This is a genomic window from Thermus albus (assembly GCF_022760855.1).
Lineage (GTDB): Bacteria > Deinococcota > Deinococci > Deinococcales > Thermaceae > Thermus > Thermus albus.
In genome coordinates, this window is record NZ_JAKTNR010000005.1 from 1 (window position 1) to 23,422 (window position 23,422).

At 63.5% G+C, this 23,422-nt stretch carries 25 protein-coding genes and 3 riboswitches; of the genes, 15 read left to right on the forward strand and 10 right to left on the reverse strand.

From position 1 onward, the window contains the following. Positions 1–1,214: AMP-binding protein (locus tag L0D18_RS06625; protein WP_243028095.1), on the reverse strand; the 1,214-nt coding region annotated here is incomplete at its 3' end. A gap of 89 nt (positions 1,215–1,303) precedes the next feature. On the opposite strand from L0D18_RS06625, the gene L0D18_RS06630 reads away from it, so the two are divergent. Both L0D18_RS06630 and L0D18_RS06635 read left to right on the forward strand, forming a co-directional pair. Further along, positions 1,304–1,930 (forward strand): phosphoribosyltransferase, encoded by a 627-nt coding sequence (locus L0D18_RS06630; protein WP_243028096.1) that lies wholly within the window; start codon positions 1,304–1,306, stop codon positions 1,928–1,930. Next, the gene (locus tag L0D18_RS06635; RefSeq protein WP_423247899.1) at positions 1,927–2,298 is read left to right on the forward strand and encodes a cupin domain-containing protein; all 372 of its coding nucleotides are present in this window, start codon (positions 1,927–1,929) and stop codon (positions 2,296–2,298) included. Before L0D18_RS06630 ends, L0D18_RS06635 begins: the two co-directional genes overlap by 4 nt. Before the next feature lie 45 nt (positions 2,299–2,343). On the opposite strand, the gene L0D18_RS06640 is transcribed toward L0D18_RS06635, so the two are convergent. From L0D18_RS06640 to speD, 4 genes are all read right to left on the reverse strand, one after another. Next, on the reverse strand, positions 2,344–3,300 hold the full coding sequence (locus tag L0D18_RS06640; protein ID WP_243028098.1) for an ABC transporter permease: 957 nt from the start codon (positions 3,298–3,300) through the stop codon (positions 2,344–2,346). Further along, on the reverse strand, positions 3,290–4,213 hold the full coding sequence (locus tag L0D18_RS06645; RefSeq protein WP_243028099.1) for an ABC transporter ATP-binding protein: 924 nt from the start codon (positions 4,211–4,213) through the stop codon (positions 3,290–3,292). The genes L0D18_RS06640 and L0D18_RS06645 overlap by 11 nt, the downstream gene beginning before the upstream one ends. A gap of 1 nt (position 4,214) precedes the next feature. Further along, complete coding sequence (locus L0D18_RS06650; protein ID WP_243028100.1) at positions 4,215–5,360, reverse strand: NEW3 domain-containing protein; 1,146 nt, start codon at positions 5,358–5,360, stop codon at positions 4,215–4,217. A gap of 81 nt (positions 5,361–5,441) precedes the next feature. Next, positions 5,442–5,876: an adenosylmethionine decarboxylase gene (gene speD / locus L0D18_RS06655; protein ID WP_038057714.1), complete on the reverse strand. Its 435-nt coding sequence runs from the start codon at positions 5,874–5,876 to the stop codon at positions 5,442–5,444. Between the two features lie 280 nt (positions 5,877–6,156). Here speD and sdhC point away from each other — a divergent pair, with 280 nt between their 5' ends. Genes sdhC through L0D18_RS06675 form a run of 4 tightly spaced genes read left to right on the forward strand, consistent with a single transcriptional unit; the run spans position 6,157 to position 9,349 of the window. Continuing rightward, positions 6,157–6,522, forward strand: coding sequence for a succinate dehydrogenase, cytochrome b556 subunit (sdhC, locus tag L0D18_RS06660; protein WP_243028101.1), 366 nt, complete (start codon positions 6,157–6,159; stop codon positions 6,520–6,522). Next, positions 6,512–6,907 carry a succinate dehydrogenase hydrophobic membrane anchor subunit gene (locus tag L0D18_RS06665; protein WP_243028102.1) on the forward strand — a complete coding sequence of 132 codons (396 nt, stop codon included), beginning with the start codon at positions 6,512–6,514 and terminating at the stop codon, positions 6,905–6,907. Before sdhC ends, L0D18_RS06665 begins: the two co-directional genes overlap by 11 nt. Before the next feature lies 1 nt (position 6,908). Continuing rightward, positions 6,909–8,642, forward strand: coding sequence for a succinate dehydrogenase flavoprotein subunit (gene sdhA / locus L0D18_RS06670; RefSeq protein ID WP_243028103.1), 1,734 nt, complete (start codon positions 6,909–6,911; stop codon positions 8,640–8,642). A gap of 8 nt (positions 8,643–8,650) precedes the next feature. Next, positions 8,651–9,349, forward strand: a complete 699-nt coding sequence (locus tag L0D18_RS06675) for a succinate dehydrogenase iron-sulfur subunit (RefSeq protein WP_243028104.1) — start codon at positions 8,651–8,653, stop codon at positions 9,347–9,349. 174 nt (positions 9,350–9,523) lie between these two features. On the opposite strand, the gene aspS is transcribed toward L0D18_RS06675, so the two are convergent. From aspS to L0D18_RS06695, 4 genes are all read right to left on the reverse strand, one after another. Beyond that, complete coding sequence (gene aspS / locus L0D18_RS06680) at positions 9,524–10,792, reverse strand: aspartate--tRNA(Asn) ligase (RefSeq protein WP_243028105.1); 1,269 nt, start codon at positions 10,790–10,792, stop codon at positions 9,524–9,526. 115 nt (positions 10,793–10,907) lie between these two features. After that, positions 10,908–11,207, reverse strand: coding sequence for a hypothetical protein (locus L0D18_RS06685; RefSeq protein WP_243028106.1), 300 nt, complete (start codon positions 11,205–11,207; stop codon positions 10,908–10,910). Beyond that, on the reverse strand, positions 11,194–12,492 hold the full coding sequence (locus L0D18_RS06690) for a phospholipase D-like domain-containing protein (RefSeq protein WP_243028107.1): 1,299 nt from the start codon (positions 12,490–12,492) through the stop codon (positions 11,194–11,196). Before L0D18_RS06690 ends, L0D18_RS06685 begins: the two co-directional genes overlap by 14 nt. Positions 12,493–12,537: 45 nt before the next feature. After that, the gene (locus tag L0D18_RS06695; RefSeq protein WP_243028108.1) at positions 12,538–13,311 is read right to left on the reverse strand and encodes a TatD family hydrolase; all 774 of its coding nucleotides are present in this window, start codon (positions 13,309–13,311) and stop codon (positions 12,538–12,540) included. A gap of 105 nt (positions 13,312–13,416) precedes the next feature. Here L0D18_RS06695 and L0D18_RS06700 point away from each other — a divergent pair, with 105 nt between their 5' ends. From L0D18_RS06700 to L0D18_RS06730, 7 genes are all read left to right on the forward strand, one after another. Continuing rightward, positions 13,417–14,403 (forward strand): lipocalin family protein, encoded by a 987-nt coding sequence (locus L0D18_RS06700; protein WP_243028109.1) that lies wholly within the window; start codon positions 13,417–13,419, stop codon positions 14,401–14,403. 46 nt (positions 14,404–14,449) lie between these two features. After that, a complete protein-coding gene (locus tag L0D18_RS06705) occupies positions 14,450–15,103 on the forward strand; it encodes a flavodoxin family protein (RefSeq protein WP_243028110.1) in 654 nt (217 codons plus the stop codon). 52 nt (positions 15,104–15,155) lie between these two features. Beyond that, positions 15,156–15,239, forward strand: a riboswitch (cyclic di-GMP riboswitch). A 69-nt stretch (positions 15,240–15,308) separates the two neighbouring features. Then, positions 15,309–15,394: riboswitch (cyclic di-GMP riboswitch) on the forward strand. Between the two features lie 188 nt (positions 15,395–15,582). Beyond that, positions 15,583–15,822 (forward strand): hypothetical protein, encoded by a 240-nt coding sequence (locus L0D18_RS06710; RefSeq protein ID WP_243028111.1) that lies wholly within the window; start codon positions 15,583–15,585, stop codon positions 15,820–15,822. A gap of 42 nt (positions 15,823–15,864) precedes the next feature. Next, positions 15,865–15,951: riboswitch (cyclic di-GMP riboswitch) on the forward strand. 7 nt (positions 15,952–15,958) lie between these two features. Next, positions 15,959–16,552 carry a hypothetical protein gene (locus L0D18_RS06715; protein WP_243028112.1) on the forward strand — a complete coding sequence of 198 codons (594 nt, stop codon included), beginning with the start codon at positions 15,959–15,961 and terminating at the stop codon, positions 16,550–16,552. Positions 16,553–16,616: 64 nt separating this feature from the next. Further along, on the forward strand, positions 16,617–17,366 hold the full coding sequence (locus L0D18_RS06720; RefSeq protein WP_243028113.1) for a COG1470 family protein: 750 nt from the start codon (positions 16,617–16,619) through the stop codon (positions 17,364–17,366). Then, complete coding sequence (locus L0D18_RS06725; protein WP_243028114.1) at positions 17,351–17,932, forward strand: hypothetical protein; 582 nt, start codon at positions 17,351–17,353, stop codon at positions 17,930–17,932. The genes L0D18_RS06720 and L0D18_RS06725 overlap by 16 nt, the downstream gene beginning before the upstream one ends. Then, a complete protein-coding gene (locus L0D18_RS06730) occupies positions 17,933–20,437 on the forward strand; it encodes a hypothetical protein (protein ID WP_243028115.1) in 2,505 nt (834 codons plus the stop codon). A gap of 5 nt (positions 20,438–20,442) precedes the next feature. On the opposite strand, the gene tsaB is transcribed toward L0D18_RS06730, so the two are convergent. Then, positions 20,443–20,982 carry a tRNA (adenosine(37)-N6)-threonylcarbamoyltransferase complex dimerization subunit type 1 TsaB gene (gene tsaB / locus L0D18_RS06735; protein ID WP_243028116.1) on the reverse strand — a complete coding sequence of 180 codons (540 nt, stop codon included), beginning with the start codon at positions 20,980–20,982 and terminating at the stop codon, positions 20,443–20,445. Positions 20,983–21,010: 28 nt separating this feature from the next. Between tsaB and L0D18_RS06740 the strand changes: the two genes are divergently transcribed. Continuing rightward, entirely contained in the window at positions 21,011–22,204 is a 1,194-nt protein-coding gene (locus L0D18_RS06740; protein WP_243028117.1) for a carbohydrate ABC transporter permease, read from the forward strand. After that, the gene (locus tag L0D18_RS06745; RefSeq protein ID WP_243028118.1) at positions 22,194–23,387 is read left to right on the forward strand and encodes a carbohydrate ABC transporter permease; all 1,194 of its coding nucleotides are present in this window, start codon (positions 22,194–22,196) and stop codon (positions 23,385–23,387) included. The genes L0D18_RS06740 and L0D18_RS06745 overlap by 11 nt, the downstream gene beginning before the upstream one ends. Positions 23,388–23,422 lie beyond the last annotated feature (35 nt).

Sequence of the window (23,422 nt, forward strand, 5' to 3'; positions counted from 1 at the left end):
TCGCCCACCTCCCCCAGGGGGAGTTCGTGCCCTTCCTCGTCCACCACCTTGGCGTCCACGCTGGGGAAGGGCATGCCGATGGAGCCCTTTTTGATCTCCCCCAGGACGGGATTGGAGTGGGTCACGGGGCTGGCTTCGGATAGGCCATACCCCTCTATGAGCCGGGCCCCGGTGATCTCCTCAAAGCGCTTGGCCACCTCCACGGGTAAGGGGGCAGCCCCGGAGAGGCAGATGCGGATGCTCTTCACGTTTCTCTTCTCAATCCCCGGGAAGTTGTTGAAGGCCACGTACAGGGTAGGTACCCCAGGGAAATGGGTAACCCCATGCTTCTCTATGGCCTCCACGATGGCGTGGATCTCTGGCCTTGGGAGGAGGACGATCTTGTATCCGGAGTAGATGCCGTAGTTCATGGCCACGGTCATGCCGTAGACGTGGAAGAAGGGCAGGGCCCCCAGCATTACCCCTTGGCCACGAAGGTCCTTAGAGGTGGGGTCCCAAGCGTCTATCTGCAAGACGTTGGCCACCAGGTTCTTGTGGGTGAGCATGGCCCCCTTGGAGATGCCCGTGGTGCCCCCGGTGTACTGCAAGAGGGCCAGCTCCTCGGGATCCGCCGGGTGGGGGGTGGCGGGAGGGTGCTTGAGCAGATGGGTAAAGGCGTGGAAGCCTTGGCGCTTGGGGTAGCCTAGGGGAAGCTTGTCCTTCTTGGCCTTTAGGGGGTAGAGGAGGTTTTTGGGGAAGGGGAGGAAGTCCTTGATACCCGTAACCACAGTGCGCTTCACCGGGGTTTCCCCCTCCACCTCCAGGAAGCGGGGCAGGAGATGGTCTAGGATGATGAGGGTTTCCGCACCCGAGTCCTTTAGCTGGTGCCTCAGCTCCCTGGGGGTATAGAGGGGGTTTACGTTGACGCCCACCCCCCCGGCCAAAAGGGTGCCGTAGAAGGCGATGACGAACTGGGGGGAGTTGGGCAGCATGATGGCCACCCGGTCCCCGGGCTTAACCCCTAAGGCCGTTAGCCCTGCGGCAAAACGTCGGGACTTATCCCATAGCTCGGCGTAGGTAAGGGTTTTCCCCAAAAACTCTAAGGCGGTGTTTTGTGGGTAGCGATGGGCGCTTTCTTCCAGAAAGCGCCAAAGGGGTATGGGCGGTACCTCCACCTCGGGGGGTACACCGGGGTCATAGTGGGCAAGCCAAGGTTTGGAGCGGGTTTGGTCCATACCTTACCTCCTTCACCCCGAGCTTACCAAGAACCTTATACCGCGTTCAAGACGGTGGTGGGGTGTAGCATGAGTAAGGAGGTTTTCCTATGCGCTTCCGCGACCGCAGGCATGCCGGTGCGCTCCTTTCGGAGGCCCTAAGGCCCTTGGGATTGGAACGCCCTGTGGTGCTGGGCATCCCTCGAGGCGGGGTGGTGGTGGCCGATGAGGTGGCCCGGGGCTTGGGTGGGGAGCTGGATGTGGTCTTGGTGCGCAAAGTGGGGGCTCCGGGGAATCCGGAGTTCGCCTTGGGGGCGGTGGGGGAGAAGGGAGGCTTGGTCTTGAAATCCTATGCCTCGCAGTACGCCGACCAAAGCTACCTGGAGCGGGAGGCGGCCCGGCAGAGGGACGTGATTCGCAAGCGGTCCGAGCGCTACCGGAAGGTGCGGGCTAAAGTACCTCTTGCGGGCCGGGATGTGGTGCTGGTGGATGACGGCATCGCCACCGGCTCCACCATGGAGGCGGCTTTAGCCGTGGTCCTCTCGGAGAAGCCCCGCCGGGTGGTGGTGGCGGTGCCGGTGGCCAGCCCCGATGCGGTGGAGAGGTTGAAGGATCAGGCCGAGGTGGTGGCGCTCTCTACCCCAGCGGACTTTGCCGCCGTGGGGGCTTACTACATGGATTTTGGCGAGGTTACCGATGAGGAAGTGGAGGCGCTTTTGCTACAATGGTCCGCATGAGGCCTGTGGTGAAGCAGGCGGCCAGCGTGGAGGCACGGCCGGTGGAAAGGGGGCAGAAGGCCTTTATCCAGGTGCTCATCGGCCCTGAGGACGGGGCGCCCCACTTCATCACCCGCAAGTTCACCATTCTGCCGGGAGGAAGGATTCCCAAGCACAAGCACCCCAGCATTGAGCACGAGCAGTACGTGCTCTCTGGGCGCATGAAGGTGCTTTTGGGGGACGAGGTGAGGGAGGTGGGGGCCGGGCAGGCGGTCTACATCCCCCCGGATACGCCCCATGCCTATGTGAACGAGGGGGATGAGCCGGTGGAGTTCCTCTGCGTCATCCCCAAGACCAACGCCTACGCCACCGAGTGGCTGGAGGACTAGGGTTTATGGGGTCCCCGCTGAGGCGTTTAGCCCCAGCGGGGTTGGTTAGGCCCGGACCTCCTGGCGCTGGAAGCTCACGTAGGCCAGGGTGAAAAGGAGGATGACCAAGGACACGAGGCCGGTGAGCTGGGGCCAGACGAGGAGGAGGCTTTGGGAGAGGGGAAGGGGGGTTCCTAACACCGCTCCCTCCAGCTGGGTGATGAGGATGGGGCCCAGGGAACGCACCGCGGGATTGAGCACGGCGGTTAGGGTTTCCGCATACAGGGTGTTGGGGGAAAGCCGGGAGATCCAAAGGGCCAGGTTGGCCTGCTTCAGCTGGCTTTCCGGGTCAAAGGGGTCGGCTTGGAGGAGAAGGGCACCCGCTGCCAGGTCCGTGAGGATGGGGAAGAAGACCGCGAAGAAGAGCCAGACGCCAATGGCCGCTAAGGCGGCGGTGGCCGGCTGGCGGAACAGCACGGAGAAGAGAAGGCCTAGGGCTAACCAGAAGCCCGCATAGGCCAAGGTGGCCAGGAGGAAGAGAAAGGCCCGCCCCATCTCCTCGCCTCCAGGAGGCACCCCTAGGGTGAAGAGGCCCAGGCCCACCACCAGGAGGAAAAGGGCGAGAAGGAGCACGGCTAAGGTGCCAAGCCCAGCCAAGAACTTGCCGAAAAGAAGGGCATCCCGGTAGATGGGCTGGGAAAGGATGCGGGAAAGCGTCCCCCTGGCGTACTCCCCGTTCACCGCATCAAAGGCCAGGGCGATGGCGGCTAAGGGCACGAAGAAGGAGAGGAAGCCCACGAAGGAGGGCAAGGGGTCTTGGGCGGTGGTGAGGAGTTTGAGGTACAGGTAAGGGTCTTCCCCCACGGTCTGGCGCAGGGTTTGGGTACCCGTGTAAACCGCCGCCAGGGCTGAGAGAAGGATCAGCCCTTCCAGAATGCGCATGCGGATCCCCGTGAGGTGGTCGGCCATCTCCTTGAAGAAGACCGCCCAAAGCCCGGTCCAGGGGGAACCTTCACGCCGCATGGGCCACCTCCTTGAAGTAGTGGGCGTAGACTTCGTCCAGGCTGGGACGGCGAAGGGCCAAGCCCAGGAGCTGACCGTGCTCCACGGCCATGCGGGCCAGTTCGGGACGCAGGTCACGGCTCGCCAGGATGCGGTACCGCCCTCCTTCCGCTTCCACTCGGCCCACGCCCTCTAAGGTTCGCAGGGATTCCTCGAGGCCGGGGCTGGCCTCCACCAGGATTTCGTACCCACCCCCCAAAACCCTTTGCGCCAGTTCCTCCACGGTCCCAAGGAGGGCCAGGCGGCCCTTGTGGAAAAGCCCCACCCGGTCGCAGACCTCCTGCACCTGGTGCAGGAGGTGGCTGGAGAGGAGGGTGGTGATCCCCTCGGCCTTCAAGCCCTTGATGAGCTCCAAAAACTCCCGGGCAGCCTCGGGGTCCAAGCCTAGGGTAGGCTCGTCCAGGATGGCCACCTTGGGGCGTTTGAGGAGGACCTCGGCGAGGCCGAGCCGCTGCCGCATTCCTCGGCTAAACGCCGAAACCCGCCGGTCCCGCACCTCCCATAGCCCCATGCGCTTTAGGACCTCCTCAATGCGGGCCTTAGCTTCCTCTTCAGGCAGGCCAAGGAGCCTGGTGGTGTAGCGCAGGTTCTCCCAGGCGGTGAGCTCCCCGTAAAACCCCACCTGGTCGGGTAGATAGCCCACCCGGCTTTTCACCTTTAAGGGCTCCCGCATGGGGTCCAGGCCCAGGACCCGGGCCTCGCCCTTGGTGGGCTCGGTGAGGCCGAGGAGCATGAGGATGGTGGTGGTCTTCCCCGAGCCGTTGGGGCCCAGGAGGCCAAAGACCTCCCCCTCCTTCACCTCCAGGTTCAGGTCCTCCACGGCCACCACCCGGCCGTAGTGCTTGGTGAGGCCATGGGTTTCTATGACCGCCATGCTACCTCCGGCCGAAACGGTTCACGGCAAAGGCCAGGACCAAAAGGGCCACGGCCATGATGCCCACCCCCACCAGGCCCCAGAGGCTGGAGCGCACCACCGTGGCCCGGTAGTCCAGGCTTTCGGAAAGGCCGTCGGCTCCGGAAAGCCTTAGGGTGACCATGTAGTCCCCGGTCACCGCCTTGGGGGAGGGCTTGATGCGGGCGGTCACCTCCTGCTCCTGGCCGGGCTCTAGGGCGTCCAGCTTGTCGGGCTCAAACTTCACCTCCCAGCCCGAAGGCTCAAAGGCGCTGAAGGAAAGGTCCTTGGCGGGGGCGCTCCCCTCGTTTTTCAAGAGGAGCTTCACCGGGTTTTCCCGCCCCGCCACCACCTGGCCGGAAAGCCGCCCCTCCTTGGTGTTGAAGCGCACCTGGGGCCGGCCCGTGACCTCCAGGGTCAGCCCCAGCTCCGCCTTGGCCTCCCCGGCCACGGCCCTCAGGGTGAGGCCATAGGTGTCGGCCTTGGTGTCCTTGGGCAGGGACACCTCCACGTCCAGGTCCTTGCTCTCCCCCGCCTTGATGGGGAGGCTGGTCACCTGCTGGCCGGAGAAGGCGGGGGTGAAGGTCACCTGCCAACCCTTGGGGGCCTCGTACTCCAAGGAGACCAGGAGGTCGCGGTCGGATTCGTTTTTCAGGGTCACCCGGTAGCGGAAGGAGCTGGTGGGGGGGCCTTTAAGGATGGGGAGCTCCGCCTCGAGGCTAAGCCGCTGCGGCAGGCCCTCGCCCACCACGAGGCCGATGGGGAGGGTGGCCACCTGGCCCAGCCCCTCGGCCCGCACCAGGAAGCGGTAGGTGCCGGGCTTCACCTCCTTGGGGGGCTGGAGGCGAAGGGTAAGGGTGGCCTCGCCATCGGGGGCCAGGTAAACCGCCCGCACCAGGCGGCCCCCACCGATGAGGCTGGCCTGCCAGCCCTGCGGGGCCTCGGCCACCTGAACCCGGACCACCCCGGGGGGAAGGCCATGGTTTTTGAGGGTTAGGGTGAGGTTCACGCTTTCCCCGGGCTGAACCCCGATCTCCGGATAGGGGGTACCCAGGGATAGGCCGCGATAACCTTGCGCCAAAACCGCACTTAGCGCCAGTAGGCCCAGCGTCAACAGTTTACGCACCATACCCAAGCCTCCACTACAAGGCTAGGGGGCAAGGATGAGGGCGAAATGAAACCCCCGGTCCGGGGGAGGGAAGGGATAGGCTTAGCCCACCCGGGCTTCCAGGTACTCCCGTTCCCCCAGAACGATCTTCCGGGCCAGCTCGGGGTCCTTGGGGAACTCCTTGCCCCGGTTGATCATGTAGGTTTCGTAGCGGCCGATCTCAAAGACCGCGGTGAGCTTTCGGAGCACCTGGGCCATGTCAAAGGCCTTGCAGGAGAAGATGTCTATGGAGAGGAAGCGCTTCTTGGGGAAGGTGTGGATGGCGATGTGGCTTTCGGCGATGATCACCACCCCGGTCACCCCGTCCTCCCCTTGGGGCCCGTAGCTGTAGACGAAGGGGGGAAGCACCTTGGTCATCTCCATCTCCTCGGGGAGCTCGTCCAGGACACGGCGCACCAGCTCAGCGTCCCGGAGCTTTTCGGGATTGGCGTCGTAGCCGTCCACCATCAGATGCGGTCCGAATCCAAAGAGTTCCATCCTGACCACCTCCTTCCCGTGCCCCCCGGGGTATCCCCCCGCGGCACGCCCCCCATTATGCCCCCCCCTCCCCCCCCTGTCAATACCTCGTTCCCGGGCGGGAAAACCCCTTCGTTCCCCCCAGGGGGATTGGCCCTCGGCCCGTCTGGTGGGGGTAAGGGCAAAAGGCCCTTGCCCTAGCCAAGAAGATAGGGGGTGGGGGTATACGGCGGGTAAGATAAGCCCTGCCCCACACTCTCCTTAAGGAAAGTGGTATGATGGCGGCCGGTAAGGAGGTGCCATGTACAGGGGAAGAGAAGGGCAGTGGGCCTTTTACCTGCACCGGCTCTCAGGTCTGGGCATCCTGGTCTTCCTGATGCTTCACGTGGCCAACATCTCCAGCGCCATGTGGGGTCCGGAGGTGTCCAACGCCCTCATGAAGTTCTACCACCAGCCGGTTTTCCAGCTGGGGCTACTTCTCCTCATCGCCGGGGTGCTTTACCACGGGTTCAATGGGCTCAGGATCATCCTCATGGACTTCACCCCCTGGGGGGTGCGGTACCAGCGGCAGCTTTGGTATGGGGTCTGGGTTCTTTTCGTCCTTTTCTACCTGCCCTTCCTGGTGAAGATCGGGGGCGGCATTCTAGGAGGTGGCCATGGCGATTAAGTCCAAACGCTACGAGGAGGCCAGGCTCGAGGCCAGCACCAATCTGGAACTCTACTGGTGGGTCTTCATGCGCATCTCCGGGGTGGTGTTGGTCTTCTTGCTCATCGGCCACATGTGGATGAACGCCATTATCGCCGACCTCAACAAGATTGATTACGACTACGTGGCCAAGAGACTCTCCCAGACCACCTGGAAGATCTACGATCTCTTGATCCTGGCCTTGGGCTTGCTGCACGGGGCCAATGGGCTTCGGTATGTTCTGGACGACTGGATTCGCAACCCTTCCAGGCGGTTTTGGACCAAGGTGGTGCTCTATGGTCTCATCGCTTTTCTTTTCGTCTTGGGAAGCCTTTCCCTTTTCAACCATGATTTCGGGGTGAACTAGTATGGCGCACAGACACGAGGTCATCGTGGTGGGTGCAGGCGGGGCGGGCCTGGCTACGGCCCTTTATGCGGCCCGGGAAGGTGCCGACGTGGCGGTGGTCAGCAAGCTTTACCCCACCCGGAGCCACACAGGGGCGGCCCAGGGGGGGATAGGCGCGGCCTTGGGCAACGTGGAGGAGGACCACTGGGAATGGCACATGTTTGACACCATCAAAGGGGGGGACTACCTCACGGACCAGGATGCCGCCGAGGTCTTCGCCAAGGAGGTCATTGAGGCGGTCTTGGAGCTGGAGCACATGGGCCTTCCCTTTGACCGTTTGCCCAATGGCAGGATTGCCCAGCGCCGCTTTGGCGGCCACACCAAGGACTGGGGCAAGGCCCCGGTGCACCGGGCGGCCCACGCCGCCGACCGCACCGGGCACATGATCCTCCAGACCCTCTACCAGCAGTGCGTGAAGCATAACATCACCTTCTACAACGAGTTCCACGTTACCGACGTGATCGTGGAGGACGGCGTGGCCAAGGGGCTGGTGGCCTACGAGCTGGCCACGGGGGAGCTGCACCTCTTCCAGGCCAAGGCCATCGTCATCGCTTCTGGAGGGTTTGGCCGCATCTACAAGGTCACCTCCAACGCCTATACCCTCACCGGGGACCTGCAGGCCATCCTCTACCGCAAGGGGCTTCCCCTCGAGGACATGGAGTTCTACCAGTTCCACCCCACGGGGCTTTACCCCTTGGGCATCCTCCTCACCGAGGGGGCTAGGGGGGAAGGGGGCATCCTGAGGAACGCCCTGGGGGAGCGCTTCATGGAGCGCTATGCCCCCACCATCAAGGACCTGGCCCCCAGGGATATGGTCTCCCGGGCCATGTACCTGGAGGTGCGGGAGGGCCGGGGGGTGGGCCCCAAAAAGGACCACGTGCTTTTGGACCTCACCCACCTGCCTCCGGAGGTCATTGAGAAAAAGCTTCCCGACATCACCGAGTTCAGCCGCATCTACCTGGGGGTGGACCCCTTGAAGGAGCCGGTGCCGGTGATGCCCACCGCCCACTACGCCATGGGGGGGATTCCCACCACCTTGTGGGGCCAGGTCATTAAGGATGAGAAGAACACCGCGGTGCCCGGGCTCTATGCCGCCGGGGAGGCGGCTTGCGTGAGCCTGCACGGGGCCAACCGCCTGGGGACCAACTCCTTGGGGGATCTGGTGGTCTTTGGCCGGCGCGCTGGGATCCACGCGGCCCGCTTTGCCAGGGATGCCGACTACCATGAACTCACCGAGGCGCACCTGGGGGAAAGCCGCGAGCGGATTGAGCGGATTAAGGCCTCCACAGGCAAGGAGAAGGTGGCCGTCCTCCGGGCGGAGCTCCAGCAGACCATGATGGATAACGCCTCGGTTTTCCGCACCGGGGAGCTATTGGCCAAGCAGGTGGAGATCCTCAAGGAGCTCATGGACCGCTACCGCCACATCTCCATAGAGGACAAGGGGGAGGTCTACAACACCGAGCTGGTGGAGGCTTTGGAACTGGGGTATCTCCTGGAGGTGGCCGAGGCCCTGGTGCACTCCGCCTTAAACCGCACCGAGTCCCGCGGGGCCCATGCCCGGGAGGACTACCCCGAGCGGGACGACCAAAACTGGCTCAAGCACACCCTGGCCTACAAGGTGGCCGACGGCAAGGTGGCCTTCCGCTACAAGCCCGTGGTCCTAGGCCGTTTTGAGCCCAAGGCCCGTACCTACTAGGAGGCGCCATGCAGGTGACCCTTAAGATCCTCCGCTTTGACCCCGCCAAGCACGAGAAGCCCACCTGGCAAACCTACCAGGTGGAGGCTGAGCCCTGGGATAGGGTTCTGGACCTTCTCCATAAGGTAAAGGCAGACCAGGACGGTACCCTGGCCTTCCGCAGGAGCTGTGGCCACGGGATCTGCGGCTCCGACGCCATGCTCATCAACGGCAGGAACCGCCTGGCCTGCAAGACCCTGGTGAAGGACCTGGGAAGCCTCATCACCGTGGAGCCCATAAGGGGCTTGCCCGTGGAGAAGGACCTGGTCGTGGACATGGAGCCCTTCTTCGTTGCCTACCGGGCGGTGAAGCCTTACCTCATCAACGATGAGCCTCCCCCGGCCCGGGAGCGCCTGCAAAGCCCGGAGGAAAGGGAGCGGTTTGACCACGGCACCAAGTGCATCCTCTGCGCCAGCTGCACCACCAGCTGCCCGGTGTTCTGGGTGAACGGTACCTATCTGGGTCCTGCGGCCATCGTCCAGGCCCACCGCTTCATCTTTGACTCCCGGGACCGGGGAAAAAGGGAGCGCTTCAAGGCCTTGGGCTCGGGGAGCGGGGTGTGGCGTTGCCGCACCGCCTACAACTGCACCGAGGCCTGCCCCCGGGAGATTCCCGTGACCCAACTCATAGAGGAGGTCAAGCGGGCCATCCTCTTTGATCGCTTCTAAAGGGTTTTTATACGGCCCCGCCCCGGCTTTTGCCGGGTGGGGCCGTTTAGTACCATCCCACCCTGCCAGGGTGGGGGTCCCGGAAAGGACCTTGGATAGGCGTCATCTCGCTAAGGCGCCGAAGGAAAGGGTACAGAGGAGTCCCGTGCCTACCGCCGGGCAGGGAGGGGGGCTCTAAGGGGTAAGCCGGTGCCGGTCCCGGGGGAAAGCCCGGGCGTAGCGCACGTTGGGAAGGCCCAGGAGCTTTTGGGTAAGCCTCTCCGCCCCGATGGCGAAACCCCCGTGGGGGGGCATGCCGTACTTGAAGACCTCCAGGTAGCCCTGGAAGCCTTCCAGGTCCATGCCCTTGGCCTTTAGGCTTTCCACCAGGTCCTGGTAGCGGTGGATCCTCTGCCCCCCGGAGGTGATCTCCAGGCCCCGGAAGAGGAGGTCAAAGCTCCGGGTGGTGCCGTCGGGTTCAGGGTAGGTGTAGAAGGGGCGAAGGGCGCGGGGGTAGTGGGTGATGAAAAGCCAGTCCGAGCCCCAGCGCTCCCTGGCGTACTGGCCCAGAAGCCGCTCCGCCTCCTCGGAGAGGTCCTGGCCCACGGGGTAGCCCAGCTCTTCCTTGAGGATCCTCCGGGCCTCCGCGTGGGTGAGGCGGGGCACATCCTTGGGGAAGGAGGGCCACTCGGCTCCCAGGAGCCGGATCTCGTTCCCAGCGCTGGAAAGGGCCTCTTCCAGCATTTCCTGGAGGAGGCCTTCCTCAAGCTGCATGAGGTCTTCCTCTCCCCTGATGAACCCCATCTCCACGTCCAGGGAAAGGTACTCGTTCAGGTGGCGGCTGGTGTTGTGCTCCTCCATGCGCCAGACCGGGGCCACCTCGTAGACCCTCTCAAATACCCCCACCAGGATCTGCTTGTAGAGCTGGGGGGACTGGGCCAGGTAGGCCCGGTACTCAAAGTAGTCCACCCCGAAAAGCCCCGAGCCTCCCTCGGCCCCGGCCCGCACCACCTTGGGGGTGAAGATCTCCGTGAAGCCCTGCCGGTCCAGGTACCGCCTAAAGCCCCGCACCAAGGCCGCTTGGACCTTAAGAGGGGCCCGGGCCTTCTCCCCCCTTAAGGTGACGTAGCGGTATTCCAAAAGGGTGTCGGGGCTTGCCCGCCACTCCTCCTTGGGGATCTCCACGGGGGTGGGCTCCAAGGCCGGGGATAGGACCTCCAGCTCCTGGGCGTGCACCTCGAGGCCCCCCGGGGCCTTGGGGTTTGCCACCACCTGGCCCCTTACCCTTAGGCTGGACTCGGGCAAGGGAAGCCTTTGCCCCCCGGTTACTACCTGGACGATGCCGCTTCGGTCCCTAAGGAGAAGGAACTGGATCTTGCCCAGGTCCCGCCTCCAGTGGAGAAAACCCCAAAGCTCCACCTCCTGGCCTATTTGCTCCTTCAAGTCCCTAACCAAAACCCGCATCTTTCCTCCTCTTTAAGCTTTGGCCCCCCCGGCCATGGGGGACCGGGGGGGCCGGATGGTCATGCCCCCCGCCTAGGCATCATTAAGACGAGACGGGCGCATATTGCTCTTGAGTTTAGGGGGTTTCCCCCCCTAGGTCAAGGCGCTCAAAGGCCAGGACCAGGGAAGGGAGGTCTTCGGCAGGCGCCACCGCGAAAAAGTTTTCCTCCACCTGATATCTGGCCGCCCATTCTCCCCTTACGCCGGCCAGGTCTAGGGGCTGGGCCTCTTCCTTCAGAAAGCGGAGGCGCCTTAGGCGCAGGTCGCCCTCCTGTGAGTAAAAGACCTGGTAGACCACGCCCCCGAGGCGCTTCTCCCCGTAGAGGCCCCCCTCTATGGGGCTCACCTCGTAGCCCAGGGCCTTAAGGGCTTCCATCCAGCACCTCGAGGACCAAGGGATCCTCCAGCACGATCTCGTAGTACCCAGCGTAAAGGACGATGCGCCCCCTGGCCCGCACCTTCTTTCCCAGGTAGCTTTGGGGGAAGGGTTGTTGGAAGAGGCCATAGCTCCTGGGGAAGACCACCAGCCTCAGGTCGCTTTCCCCCGGGCCAAACCGGAGGAAGGCCACGGTGCCCCGGTCCTCCACCTGTTGGATCACCCCTTCCACGGTGGCGATGCGGCCAAAGTGCTTGGGGGCTTCCTGCCAAGGGATGACGCCTTCCAGAGGGGGCAGGGCAAAGGGGTTTTCCGGAAGGCCCGCTTGGTAATCCCTTTCCATGGTGGAAAGCAGACGGGCAAAGGCCTCAGGGGCTTCCTTGCGGGTGAAGCGCACGGAAAGCTCGCGGTTGGCGTTTAGGGAGTTGGCGCTCAGGTTCATGCTACCCACTAGGGCTACCTCCCCGTCCACTACCAGGGCCTTGGCGTGCACGTAGGGGTCGGGAAGGAACCGCACCTCCGCTCCAGCCTGCCTTAACTCCTCCGCACCCGCCAAGAAGTAGGTGTCCCCAGGTTCCCTTGGGCTTCCCACCAGGCGGACCCGGACCCCTCTGCTTAAGGCCTCCTTGAGGGCGGCCACCACCTGGGGATCGGCCATGGCCTGGTGCTCGAGGAGGATCTCCTTCTGTGCCCCCCGGATCAGGGACAGGAGGGTTTCCCGGGCGTTGCCCTCCTTTACCCCGCCCAGGGTACGGCTTGGCGCCCAGACGAGAAGGCCCTGGGAAAGGTCCAGCCGTTTCCCCTCCCAATCGGCTTCAAAAACCCTCACCGCTTCGGCCACCTGCTTGGGGTCATCCAGGATGAGGGCGTACTCCCGGTTGGCGGTGAAGGAGCTTCCCGTGAGGTTCATGGTGCCCACCCAGGCCCGCTTCCGGTCCACCACCAGGCTTTTTTCGTGAACGAAAACGAAGCGGAAGGGGGTGGTGAGCCTGACCTCCACCCCCTGGTCCTTTAGGGCTTGGAATACCGTGAGGTCCACGCGTCCCCCAGAGGGTTCCCGCTCCAAGAGGACCCTGACCCTGACCCCCCGGGCCACGGCCTGCCCCAAGGCCTCCACCACGTCCAGGCGGCTTGGGGTCCAGAGATACATCTTCACCAAGATCTCCTCCTGGGCCGAGGCGATGAGGTCCAGTAGCGGCTTGAGGCCATCCTCCGGCTCCACCACCAGCCTGGGAGCGGCCAGGGCCGGCAGGAGGAGAAGGAAAAAGAGAAGAAGCCGTTTCATGTCTAGCATTCTGCCCCATGCCCCCGGAAAAGGTGGGGACGTGGGCTAGGGGCTTCCCACCCGGCCAGCAAAGCGGAAGCACCTTTCGGCGTTGGCGTCGGTAATGGCTTCCATCTCCCCAAAGGGGAGCCCCCGCACCTCGGCCAGCTTTTCCAAGGTATGGCGCACGCGGTGGGGAAGGTTGCGCTTGCCCCGGTGGGGCTCTGGGGGGAGGAAGGGGGTGTCGGTTTCCACCAGGAGGTGGTCTAAGGGAAGCCTTTGGGCCGCTTCCCGCAGGGCCTGGTTTTTCCTGTAGGTGAGGGGGCCGGCAAAGCTGAAGTAGGCGCCTACCTGGAGGCCGGCGGCCTCGAGGACCGGATGCCCCCCGAAGGCGTGGAGGACCACCTGCGGGGGCCGGTGGGCCAAAAGCCAAGCGGCCAGGTCCTCTTCCGCCTTCCCGTCCTTGCCTCTCACGTGGAGGACCAAAGGAAGCCCAAGCTCCTGGGCCAGGCTGGCCTGGAAGTCCAGGGCCTTAAGCTGGGCGGGTTTGGTCTCGGGGGTCCAGTGGTAGTCCAGGCCGCTTTCCCCTATAGCCCGCACCCGGGGGTGGCGGGCGTAGTGCCTAAGGGCTTCCTCTACCTCGGGGGAAAGCAGATGGGCCGAGGTGGGGTGGAGGCCCACCGCGGCGTAGACGTTGCCTTGGGCTAGGGCTATGGTTCTCTCCCAGCGGCTTGGGTCCACCCCTAAGGTGAGGATGGCCCTAAGCTCCGGGAAGTGGGCCTTGGCCTCCTCCAGCTCGGCCTCTTCCAGGAAGTCTAGATGGGCGTGGGTGTCGGTCATGCCGTCACTGCCTTCCTGCCTGCACGGGCCCAAGGGCCATGTTCCAAATCTAACATGGGAAATGGCCCACATTGGGCCTGGGGCCCTTAAGGGTAGATTAAGGCCATGTGGCGGTTGTGGCCCTTGGCCTTGGTGTTGGTGGCCTGCGCTCCTGTTCTGGTGGGGGTGGACCCAAAGCGGCTTCCCGACCCCCAGGACTGGGACCCCAAGCCGGCCCAGCTGGAGTGGTGGTACGCCTCGGGCTGGGTGGAGCCCTATGCTTTTCACTTTGCCTTCTTCAAGGCCTACGCCCCGCCCGCCTTCCGCATCCTGGGCCTTCCGGGAAGCCTCTTTGGCCCCTTTCACGCCGCCCACCTGGCCCTAACCGATTTGCGCACTGGGGAAAGGGTTTTCCTAGAGGTTTCCGACCAGGACCTCTTCGCTCCCCGGGGCCGGGCGGAGCCGGGACCCTACCTGGAGGTTTCCGGCTGGCGGTTCTATTGGGAGAATGGGGGTTTCCGCCTCCTGGCTGGGCCGGTGGACCTCCGCCTGCGCCCCCTTAAGCCCCCGGTGGTCCAGCCCCCCGGGTATTCGGGCACGGAGGAGACGGGGCGGCTTTACTACCAGTCCTATACCCGCCTCGAGGCCTGGGGCCGGATCCGAGGGGAAGAGGCCCGGGGGGAGGCCTGGGCCGACCACCAGTGGGGGGAGCAGTTTTCCGGCCTAAGCGCCACTTGGGACTGGCTTAGCCTTCACCTTTCCGATGGCTCGGAGCTCATGGCCTACCAGGTGAAAAACAGCCAGGGTGAGGTGGTCCAGGTCCTGGGTAGCCGGGTGGACCCCTTGGGAAGGGTGGAGGGGGTGGAGCTCCACTTCCTCCCCTTAGAGGCTTGGAAGAGCCCCTCAGGCCATACCTATACCCTGGCCTGGCGCCTGGTGGGGCCGGGGCTGGACCTGGAGGTGCGCCCCCCCTTCCCGGAGGGGGAGATCCTTTCCCGCACCACCCGGGTGGGCTACTGGGAAGGGCCGGTGGTGGGGGAAGGAGTCCTGAGGGGCTACCCCGTCCGGGCCCGGGGCATGGGGGAGTTCGTGGCTGGGCCTTGGCGGCCTTGATATGCGCATGCTATACTAAACCTGGTTTAGTGCGTGGGTGATATTTATGGGTTTACACGTGCTCGGCGTTAACGCATCGGCACGCACGGATGGGTTTACGGCGGAGCTATTGGATGAGGTCCTCGAGGCGGCCAGGCTCCAAGGGGCCACCACCGAGCGCCTGGACCTGGTGAAGTACCCCTTTCCCTTTTGCGCGGGAAACTACTCCCTGGACCCCGCCTCCTGTGGCCCGGATAGCTGCGTACAGGGGCCCTGGGACGGGTTTGGCAAGGTGGCGGAGAGGATTTTGGCTGCCGACGCCGTGGTCTTCGCCACCCCCGTGTATTGGTTCAGCGTTTCTGCCCGCATGAAGGCCCTTTTGGAGCGCATGACCTCCATGGAGAACCAGGGCCTTTTGAACCTGGGCAAGCCCATGGCCCTCTTGGCGGTGGCCGAGGAGGAAGGGGCCAGCCAGGCCCTTTCCCAGATGTTGCTGCCCCTTTCCTACATGGGGTTTGTCCTGGCCCCCTTGGGCTTGGTCTATGCCCATCACCGGGGAGGCCTTAGCCTTAGGGAGAACACGGAGGTCCTGGAGGACGCCCGCATCGCGGGGGAAAACCTGGTGCTCATGGCTAGAAAGCTCAAGGACACCTCCTTCCGGGAACCTCTCCCTGGCTACATGTACCGCGGGCCTCGAGGGCCAAGGGTAGCTGCTGACTAAAAAGAGGCCTTCTTGTGCTATACTGGTTGTTAGGGAGCAGCCGCTCCCCAATAGGCACCTCGGAGGCGAAGAAGCCTGTCCTGCAGTTGGGCGCCTGGGGCAGGTGGAGCCAGTGGCGCAACCGGCCGAGGGCATAAGAATCTGTCTCCAACTTTAGATTATTGCCCTTGCCGGCCAGGTGCCCAAGCCTGGCCCTAAGGTTTTTAGGGCGTTCGGAGGCGATGAACCGTGGGACCCAAGATGGGCGCCAAGGGACACGGGGAGCCAGTGGCGCAACCGGCCGAACGTTCGCTTTCCTTTTCTTACGGCTTTTTGCGCCACCTCTCCCCTAGTGGGAGGTGGGTATGCGTAGATTTGCGGTTTTGTGGGTGCTGATGGTGGCATTATGGGCTTCTCATCCTGGCCTTGCAGGGGGCTTTTCTTCGGGGGATAGCCACGGGGTGGGGATTCGGATTCCCCCTATCCTAAGGTTGGAGGTGGTGGAACTCAGCACGGTTAGTTTCCGCATAGAGGCCATGCCCCAAGGGGAGCTTACGCTAGGACCTGGCACCTATACCCTCCGGGTGCTTTCTAACACCCGCTGGGAGCTCTGGCTGATCCCTTGGGGAAATGGCTTAGAGGCCGGTCAGCTTTTCCAGGGAAAGGGTCGCGGGGAGATTCCCCTAAAGGTTCCCCCAGGGGCCCAGTGGCAGGTGCAGCTGCGGGCAACGGGGCAGTAGCGAGGGGTTTTCACACGGCTTTCACACACCTGTTTAAACGTAGTCGCTGGGGAGGCTAGGAGCCCCAGTTTCCCAAGATGGGCGCCAAGGGACTGGGGGGAGCCAGTGGCGCAACCGGCCCCTAGAGGAGGTGCATATGCGCAGGCTGGCAGCCCTTATGGCTCTTTTGGCAGGTCTGGCCCTGGCCCAGGACACAGACAACCACACGGTTACGGTCTTCATCCCCAAATTCCTGAAGCTGACCCTGGACGCCACCGACTACCTGTTCGACTTCGGGGACACCGCGGCCTCGGGGACCGTAAGCGTGGGGGGCACGGCTTATCCTAAGGCTAGCTGGAGCAACTACGAGGCCTTCCTGGACACCGGTAGCGGTACCCAGGACTTTGCCCCCACCAAGCTTACGGGGGCTGGGGGGAACGATTACGGCACCATGACCATCCTCTCCAACCAGGCGGTGTGGACCGTGACCCCATCGGTGTCGGGCTCCCTCAGCCTGGGCAATAACAGGGTTAAGGTCTTCGCCGAAAAGGTGAGCGGCAAAGGCGGGTCCCAGACTACCGTTCCTACGCCCATCACGGCTGTTTCCACCCTCATCGGCGCGGGCTCCGGAGGTTCGGGTAAATCGGTTTACAAGCTTTACTACCTCTTCACCATGGACATCAACGACGAGATCCCCACCTCTGGCCTGAACGAATACATCACCATCACCTACACCCTCACCTCTCCCTAAGGAGGTGGCGGTGTCTCCCGCCCCTGGGATTCTCCAAATCCCGGGGGACTTAAACTCTAAAGCCATGAGAGATGCCTGCAAAATCCTTTTGCCCATCCTGTTCTCGGGCCTGGCCTTGGCCCAGGTGTCCCTTACCCTTTCCCCTGCCCGGATGGAGCTCTTCCTCCTCCCTGGGGAGGCTTTTTCCTTTTCTGTAACCTTGAAAAACGGGCTTCCTAAGGAGGAGGCCCTCTCCGTGCGCCTTAGCCCCTTCCGCCTCCTGGAGGACGGTTCCCTCGTGGAGGTAGCGCCCACAGGGGGACCCCTTTGCGCCTCCTTGCGGGTGGTCCCCACCGCCTTTACCCTGCCCCCTTTGGGGGAGAAGGAGGTACGGGTGGAGGGAAAAGCCCCCGAGGGGGAGGGGACCTTAAGCTGTTTGGTGGTCTTCAGCGGGGGGGTGCGCCCCATGGAGAGGGGTGGGGTCCAGCTCCAGGTAAGGCCCGAGCTGGGCCTGGCCCTTTACGTGACCTTAAGGGGCACGGAAAAGCCCCTTCTTAGGGCTAAGGTGGGAGGGGAAGGAGCGGCCCTGCCCCTCCTCCTGGAAAACCCGGGCAATGTGCTCCAGCGGTTGACGGGAAGAGCCCAGGTCTATACCCCCCTTGGGCAGGAGGTGGCCACCCTCTCCTTCGAGGACCTCCCCGTTTGGCCTTCGGGGAGTAGGCGAGTCCTCTTGGAGCCTCCTACTCCCCTTCCTTCCGGGGAGTACCGGGTGGTCCTCCTCCTGGAGAGCCCCTATGGGCGCTATGCCGCGGAGGGAAGATGGCGCGTGCCTTAGCGTTAGCGCTTTTCCCCCTCCTGGCCTCTTTGGCCTTTGCCCAGGTGAGTTGCGACGCCCAGGAGGTGGTGTTTGACTTCTCCAGTCCCGGTCCCCTCACGGTGCAAGGTGGGTATCCGGTAGCCAACCTTGCGGGTTACCTCCACATTTTTGATACGGGGCCTTCACTATTTTTGCCCACCCGGGTGGTGGGAGGCGTGGGTTACCGGGTGCAATGCACCGTAACCACGGGAAAAAAGGGGGGTAAGGGTACCGCGTGTGGGGCAGATCAGACCTATTGCTTCCGCATCGAAAGCCTGAGCCAAGCTCCCTCCTTCCCCCTGGACCCCTATACCCGCCTCTATGCCATGGTCCAGACGGTTTCGGGGGCGGGGGTCACGGTTCATGTGCCAAGCCCCACCCCCTTGGCCAGCATTCCTGACAGGATGGGGCTTGCCAGCGTCCCTCGGAACACCACCGCAATCCTTGACATCTACCTTTTCCTATACCTCTCCCCGGAGGATACCTTTGCCACTTTGCCCACCTCGGGGTGGATTACCGTAACCTATAGGCTAGACAGGGACTAGATGAAAACCCTTTCGGGGCTAGCGTTGGCCGTCCTCCTCCTCTCCTCTGCCCTTGGGCGCTCCGTGGCGCCGGGGGAGGCTTTTACCTTGGCCTTTTCCGGGGTAGAGGGAGCTCTATCCTGGGAAACGGGGCCTTTCCGCCCCCTGCTCTTGCCCGAGGTGGGGGAAGGCCTGGCACTAGTGGTCCTGGAAGCCCCCCCCACCCTTCCCCCAGGCGTTTACCCCGTCTGCGCGTGGGTAAAAGAGACCACCCTGTGCCAGCCCGTGGAGGTGAAAAGGATAGAACGCCTTCTCCTTAACATACCCCCGCGGGCCCAGGGGACCCTTTCGGTCTTTCTGGCCAACAGGGGGAATGTACCCTTAAGGGTTTCCCTGGCTTCGGCCCCCGAGAGCCAGGTTTACTTCCCCTCTCAGGCTGTGGAGCTAGAGCCTGGTGAGGAAAAGGCCGTGACTTTCCCCTTGCGGGAAAGCGGCACCCTTCTTCTCCTTATCGCCTATGGGGACCGCAAGGAGAGGTACCTGGTCCAGGTGGAAGGCCCGGGGGGAAGCCCGCCCCCTTACCGGCTTCTCGGGAGCCTCGCCTTGGGCTACCCAGGGCTTAGCGGCACCTTGTCCTTGGAGGGGCCCTTGGCCCGGGATGCGAGCCTGGCCCTCAAGGTAGAAGGGGGAGGAATGGGCCTCAGGGGAAACCTCAGGCTAGGCTTGGGACCCTGGGGTTTGTCGGCAGGAAGCGGTCCCACCTTTGGGGTCTCCTACGCTGAGGGCCCCTGGCGCCTGGCCATGGGTTACCCCATGCGCCTAGAGGGGGAGTGGGTTAGCCCCGGTATGGAGGCCTTTCGCCTGGAGGTGACTCCGGAACGTTTCCGGTTTGGCTATGCGGCCTTGGGCCTCTCCGTCCAGGGGGGGTGCGGGTTTAACCCCCTCTGCCATGCCCCCTCCTTCCGCTTAGAGAGGGGGGGAGAGCCCGCCTATTTCCTGGCCTGGGAAGGGGGGTTGCGTTTGGGAGGGAGCCTGCCGGGGTATAGCCTAGAGGCAAGCCCCTACCCTGTCCCTTGGCTGAGGGGGGCCCACTGGGGAAGCCTCGGGGAAGTGGGCTACCGGGTGGAAGCCCTTCTGGACCCTCGAGGGGGGAGGCTTTCGGGTAACCTCTCCCTCCCTCTGACATCCGGCACCCGCTTTAGCCTTACGGCAAGCCTGGGTGGGGAAAACGCCCTAGGGGTGGGACTTAACGGGCGAATGGAGAGGATGGACCTTTGGCTTGAGGGTAGGCTTTCCTCCCGCCTGGAGCTAGGAGGTACCCTCAGGTGGGAGGAGGGCCCCTATGGCCTTCGTCTAGAAGCCCGTTGGGCGCCTGAGGGCAGCCGCCTGGGCCTGGAGGGCCGGTATGCCTTTAGCCTCGCCGTTCCACCCGAGGTCACCTGGGCCCTTGGGGGTTACGATCGGCTACCTCTAGAGGGCGAGGTGCACCTCTTGGGGAAGCCCCTGGCCTCCGCGGAGGTAAGGGCAGAAGGCGCTTCCGTCCTTACGGATAGCGAGGGGCGCTTCCGCATCTTTCTCCCCCGAGGGGGAGGGAGGGTGCGCATCCTACCTCCTCCGGATGCCTTGGCCTTCCCCTTGGAGGTGGAAGTGGGCCCCCCTCCCTGGGTTCCCTTGGCGGTTTCCCTTCCGCCCGCTTCCCGCATCCATCTCGCCTGCACGGGAGAAGGCGGAAAGGGGGCCTATGTGGTGGGGCAGGTTACCGCCTATGTGGCCTGCGGGGGCCAGGCGGTCCTTCCCCCGGGGAGCTACCGGCTTTTCCCTGAGGCCTCGCCAGAGGGGGAGGTGGCGGGGCTTTCCCCTAAGGAGGTGGCTCTCCTCCCCCTAGAGGGAACCCCCCTGACCCTTTCTTTCCGCCTCAAGCCAAGAGAGGTTATAGGAGATGTAGCCTTCCCCATAGCGGTGCGCTTCTTCCCAAATAGACCCGCTCCGGGAGAGGAGGTCCGCTTGGAGGTTAGCGGGGCAAAGGGTAGGCTGTGGCTTTCCACGGGGGAAGAGGTGCTTTCAGGGGACCCCAAGGGGGACGGAACCCATACCTTTACCTTTCAGGTTCCTTGGGAAGCCAAAGGGACGCTGTCCTTAAGGCTACGGGGAGAACTGGGTTTTTCCCGGGAACTCCTTCTTCCTTTGGATGAGGGACGGGAGCTTTTGGAAGTGACCTTGACTCCTCCCAGGGCTTCCCCCGGAGAGGAGGTGAAGGTTACGGCGAGGGTTCGCTTTCCCGCAGAGGGTGTCTTCCTCCGCTTCGGGGCCCCTACGCCCCAAATGAACCCTCTACCCACGGGTGATGCCTTGGCCCTAGCCCCTATAGGGGATAGGGTGTATGAGGGGGAGTTCGTCCTGGACGATGCCCTGGTGCGCCTGGCGGAGCCCTTAGGCCCCTCTTTGGCAAAAGGGCTGAGGCTCGAGGTGGTGGCAAGGCAGGGAGACCGGGAGGTCAGGAAGGGACTAAGGCTTTTCTTGCGCTGAGCCCCTTACAGGTATGCCGGCTCCACCCCTTTTTGGGCAAAGGGTAAAAGCTCGTAGAGGGCCCTGGGGTCAGGGGGAGTGTCCAGAAGGAGCCTGCCCTGGGGTAGGTCCTGGGCCTTGAACTTCCTGGGAGGCTGGATCAGGTAGGGTTTGCCTTCCTTCTTGGCGTAGGTGGCCCCATAGTAGAGCCCATTTCTCGCGGTGAAAAGGGCGGTGAGGGGAGGGCCGCCTTCCTCCAAGAAGGGCCAGCAGGCGGCGAGGAGGGAACTCACCCCGTACACCTGGGCCCCGTGGGCCATGGCGATACCTAAGCCCGCTGCTAAGGCGATGCGAAGGCCTGTGTACGACCCGGGACCCTCTCCCAGGACCACGGCGCCTATCTCCTCCTTCCTCGCCCCCACCTTGCCGAGAAGCCCGTCCAAGATGGGAAAAAGCGCTTCCTCATGCTTCCTGCCTAGGCGCACGATCCGGCCAATGCCCTCGTCGCCCCGGAAAAGGCCTAGGGAGAGGTAAGGGGTGGCGGTGTCCAGGGTGAGGGTCCACACGCCTCCATCTTATATACTCCGGCACGGGATGCGGACCTTTCCCCTACATGCGGTCTTGTCCTGGGGAGCGCTTTTGAGTCTAGGGGTCTATGCGGCCCGGCTGGGGTTTCTCCCCCAGGCTTGGGTGGTGGTGGGGCTTGGGCTGTATGCCCTTTTGGTCCTTTGGGGGGTTCGCTTTGGCTGGCGCCACGCCCTCTTGGCCCTTGGCCTGATGGCCTACTGGTTCCCACCGGCGGCCTTCTTGGTGCCCTTGTTCTTCGCCCTTATCTTTGGCCGGGGTTTGAGCGAGAAGGAGCAGGGCGCCTTGTATGGCTGGGCCTTGGTGTGGCCCGCCTTAGCCCTTCTTCTCATCTGGCATGTCTTTCCCACCTTTTACGCCTTCTACCTAAGCCTTTTTGAGCGGGTCAACTTCCTGCGCCCCGCTGCGTTTTCCGGGCTGGAAAACTACCGTATCCTTCTCCAGGACCCGCTTTTCTGGAGGGCTTTGGGAAACACCTTCTGGTACGTGGTGTTTACCGTGCCGGTGGGTCTTCTCCTGGCCACCGTGGTGGCCATTCTCCTGAATACCCAGGTGGCCTTTTTGGGCCTGTATCGCACCCTGTACTTTCTTCCCTACATCACGGCCCTCACGGCGGCGGCGGCGGTGTGGCGTTGGATCTACCACCCGGAGTTTGGTTTTCTTAACTGGCTTCTCCGCACCCCGGGCCTGGATTGGTTGAACACCCCGAAGGGGGTTTTCGCCCTTCTCCTCGAGCCCCTTGGGGTCCAGGTCCAGGGCTTTTGGGCGGGACCCAGCCTGGCCTTTGTGGCCATCATGGTCATGAGCGTCTGGCACTTTCTGGGTTACCAGGTGGTGATCCTTTTGGCTGGGCTCCAGGCCATCCCCAAGGAGTACTACGAGGCGGCGGAGCTGGATGGGGCGAGCTTCTGGCAGAAGCACCGGCTCATCACCTGGCCGCTTCTTTCCCCCACCACCTTTTTTCTCTTTACCCTGGGGCTCATCGGGGCCTTTCAGGTTTTCACCCAGGTCTATGTGCTCACGCCCACGGGTGGGGTGTTGCAGGATACCTTGACCTTGGCCTTTTACCTCTACAACAAAGGTTTCCGCGACTCGGACTTCTCCTACGCCAGCGCCATCGCCATGGTAACCTTCCTTCTGATCCTGGGGCTCACCTTGATCCAGAGGCGGATTTTGGAAAGGCGGGTGAACTATGAGATTTAGACCCACCTCCCTGTTGGTGCACCTGGTCCTCCTGGGGGGAGGGCTTATCATGGCCTTTCCCTTCTACTGGATGCTGGCCACCAGCCTAAAAAGCCCGCAAGAGGCCCTTCAGGCCAAGCCCATCTGGGTTCCCGAGCGCATGAAGCCGGGAAACTGGCTTAAGGCGGCTAGGCTCGGGGATAGCCCGCTTGGGGGAGGGCTGGCGCCTGGCCGAAGTGTGGAACTGGTTTTCCCGGGAGAAAAGGGGCGGCCGCCCAAGGCCTTCATACCCCGCACCCCTGGGGCCTTCTTTGACCCCCGGGCGGATGGCACCCGGGTGGAGGTGGTCTATCGGGAGGGGGCCTGGCGGGTGCGGCTCACCAACACCACAGGGGAGGCCTTTCGCTTTTTGCCCCTGGTGGTGCTTTGGCCTAAAGAGGCACCCCTGAACCCTCCCCTCCCTCCCGATGCCCTCCGCTCCCAGGGGGAGGACTGGCGGCTGGAGTGGGTGAATGCGGTGCCTGGGGCCTTGGGCTACCTTTTCCACAACTACCTCGAGGCCTGGTATGCGGCTCCGTGGGGCCGGTATTTCTTCAATAGCTTCTTCACCGCCCTCACCCAAGTGGCGGTGGGCCTTTTCTTGGCGGCCCTAGCGGCCTTTGCCTTGGCCCGGATCCCTTTCCCGGGCAAAGATGCGGTGTTTGTTCTCATTCTGGCCACCATGATGGTGCCGGGGGAGGTGCTCCTCATTCCCAACTACGTGCTTCTGGCCAGGCTGGGCTGGTTGGACACCTACTACGCCCTCATCGTGCCCTGGCTGGCCTCGGTGTTTGGCATCTTTCTCCTCCGGCAGTTTTACCTTTCTTTACCCCAGGACCTTTTTGATGCCGCCCGGATAGATGGAGCGGGCTACTTGACCCAACTCTTCCGCATTGCCTTGCCCTTGAGCCTTCCGGGATTGGTGTCCTACGGCATCTTCACCTTTCTGGGGGCCTACAACGCCCTCCTTTGGCCCCTCATCGTCACCCAAAGCCCGGAGATGCGCACGGTACAGCTGGGCCTGCAGGCCTTTGTTTCCGAGGCCGGGTCGGACTACGGGGCCTTGATGGCGGCCAGCACCTTGGTGATCCTCCCCGTGATCCTGGGGTACTTCTTCGCCCAGCGCCAGTTCATCCAGGGTATCGCCCGGTCGGGCCTTAAGTAGCCTGACCGAGGCTTGACCAGGGAGGGCATATACTC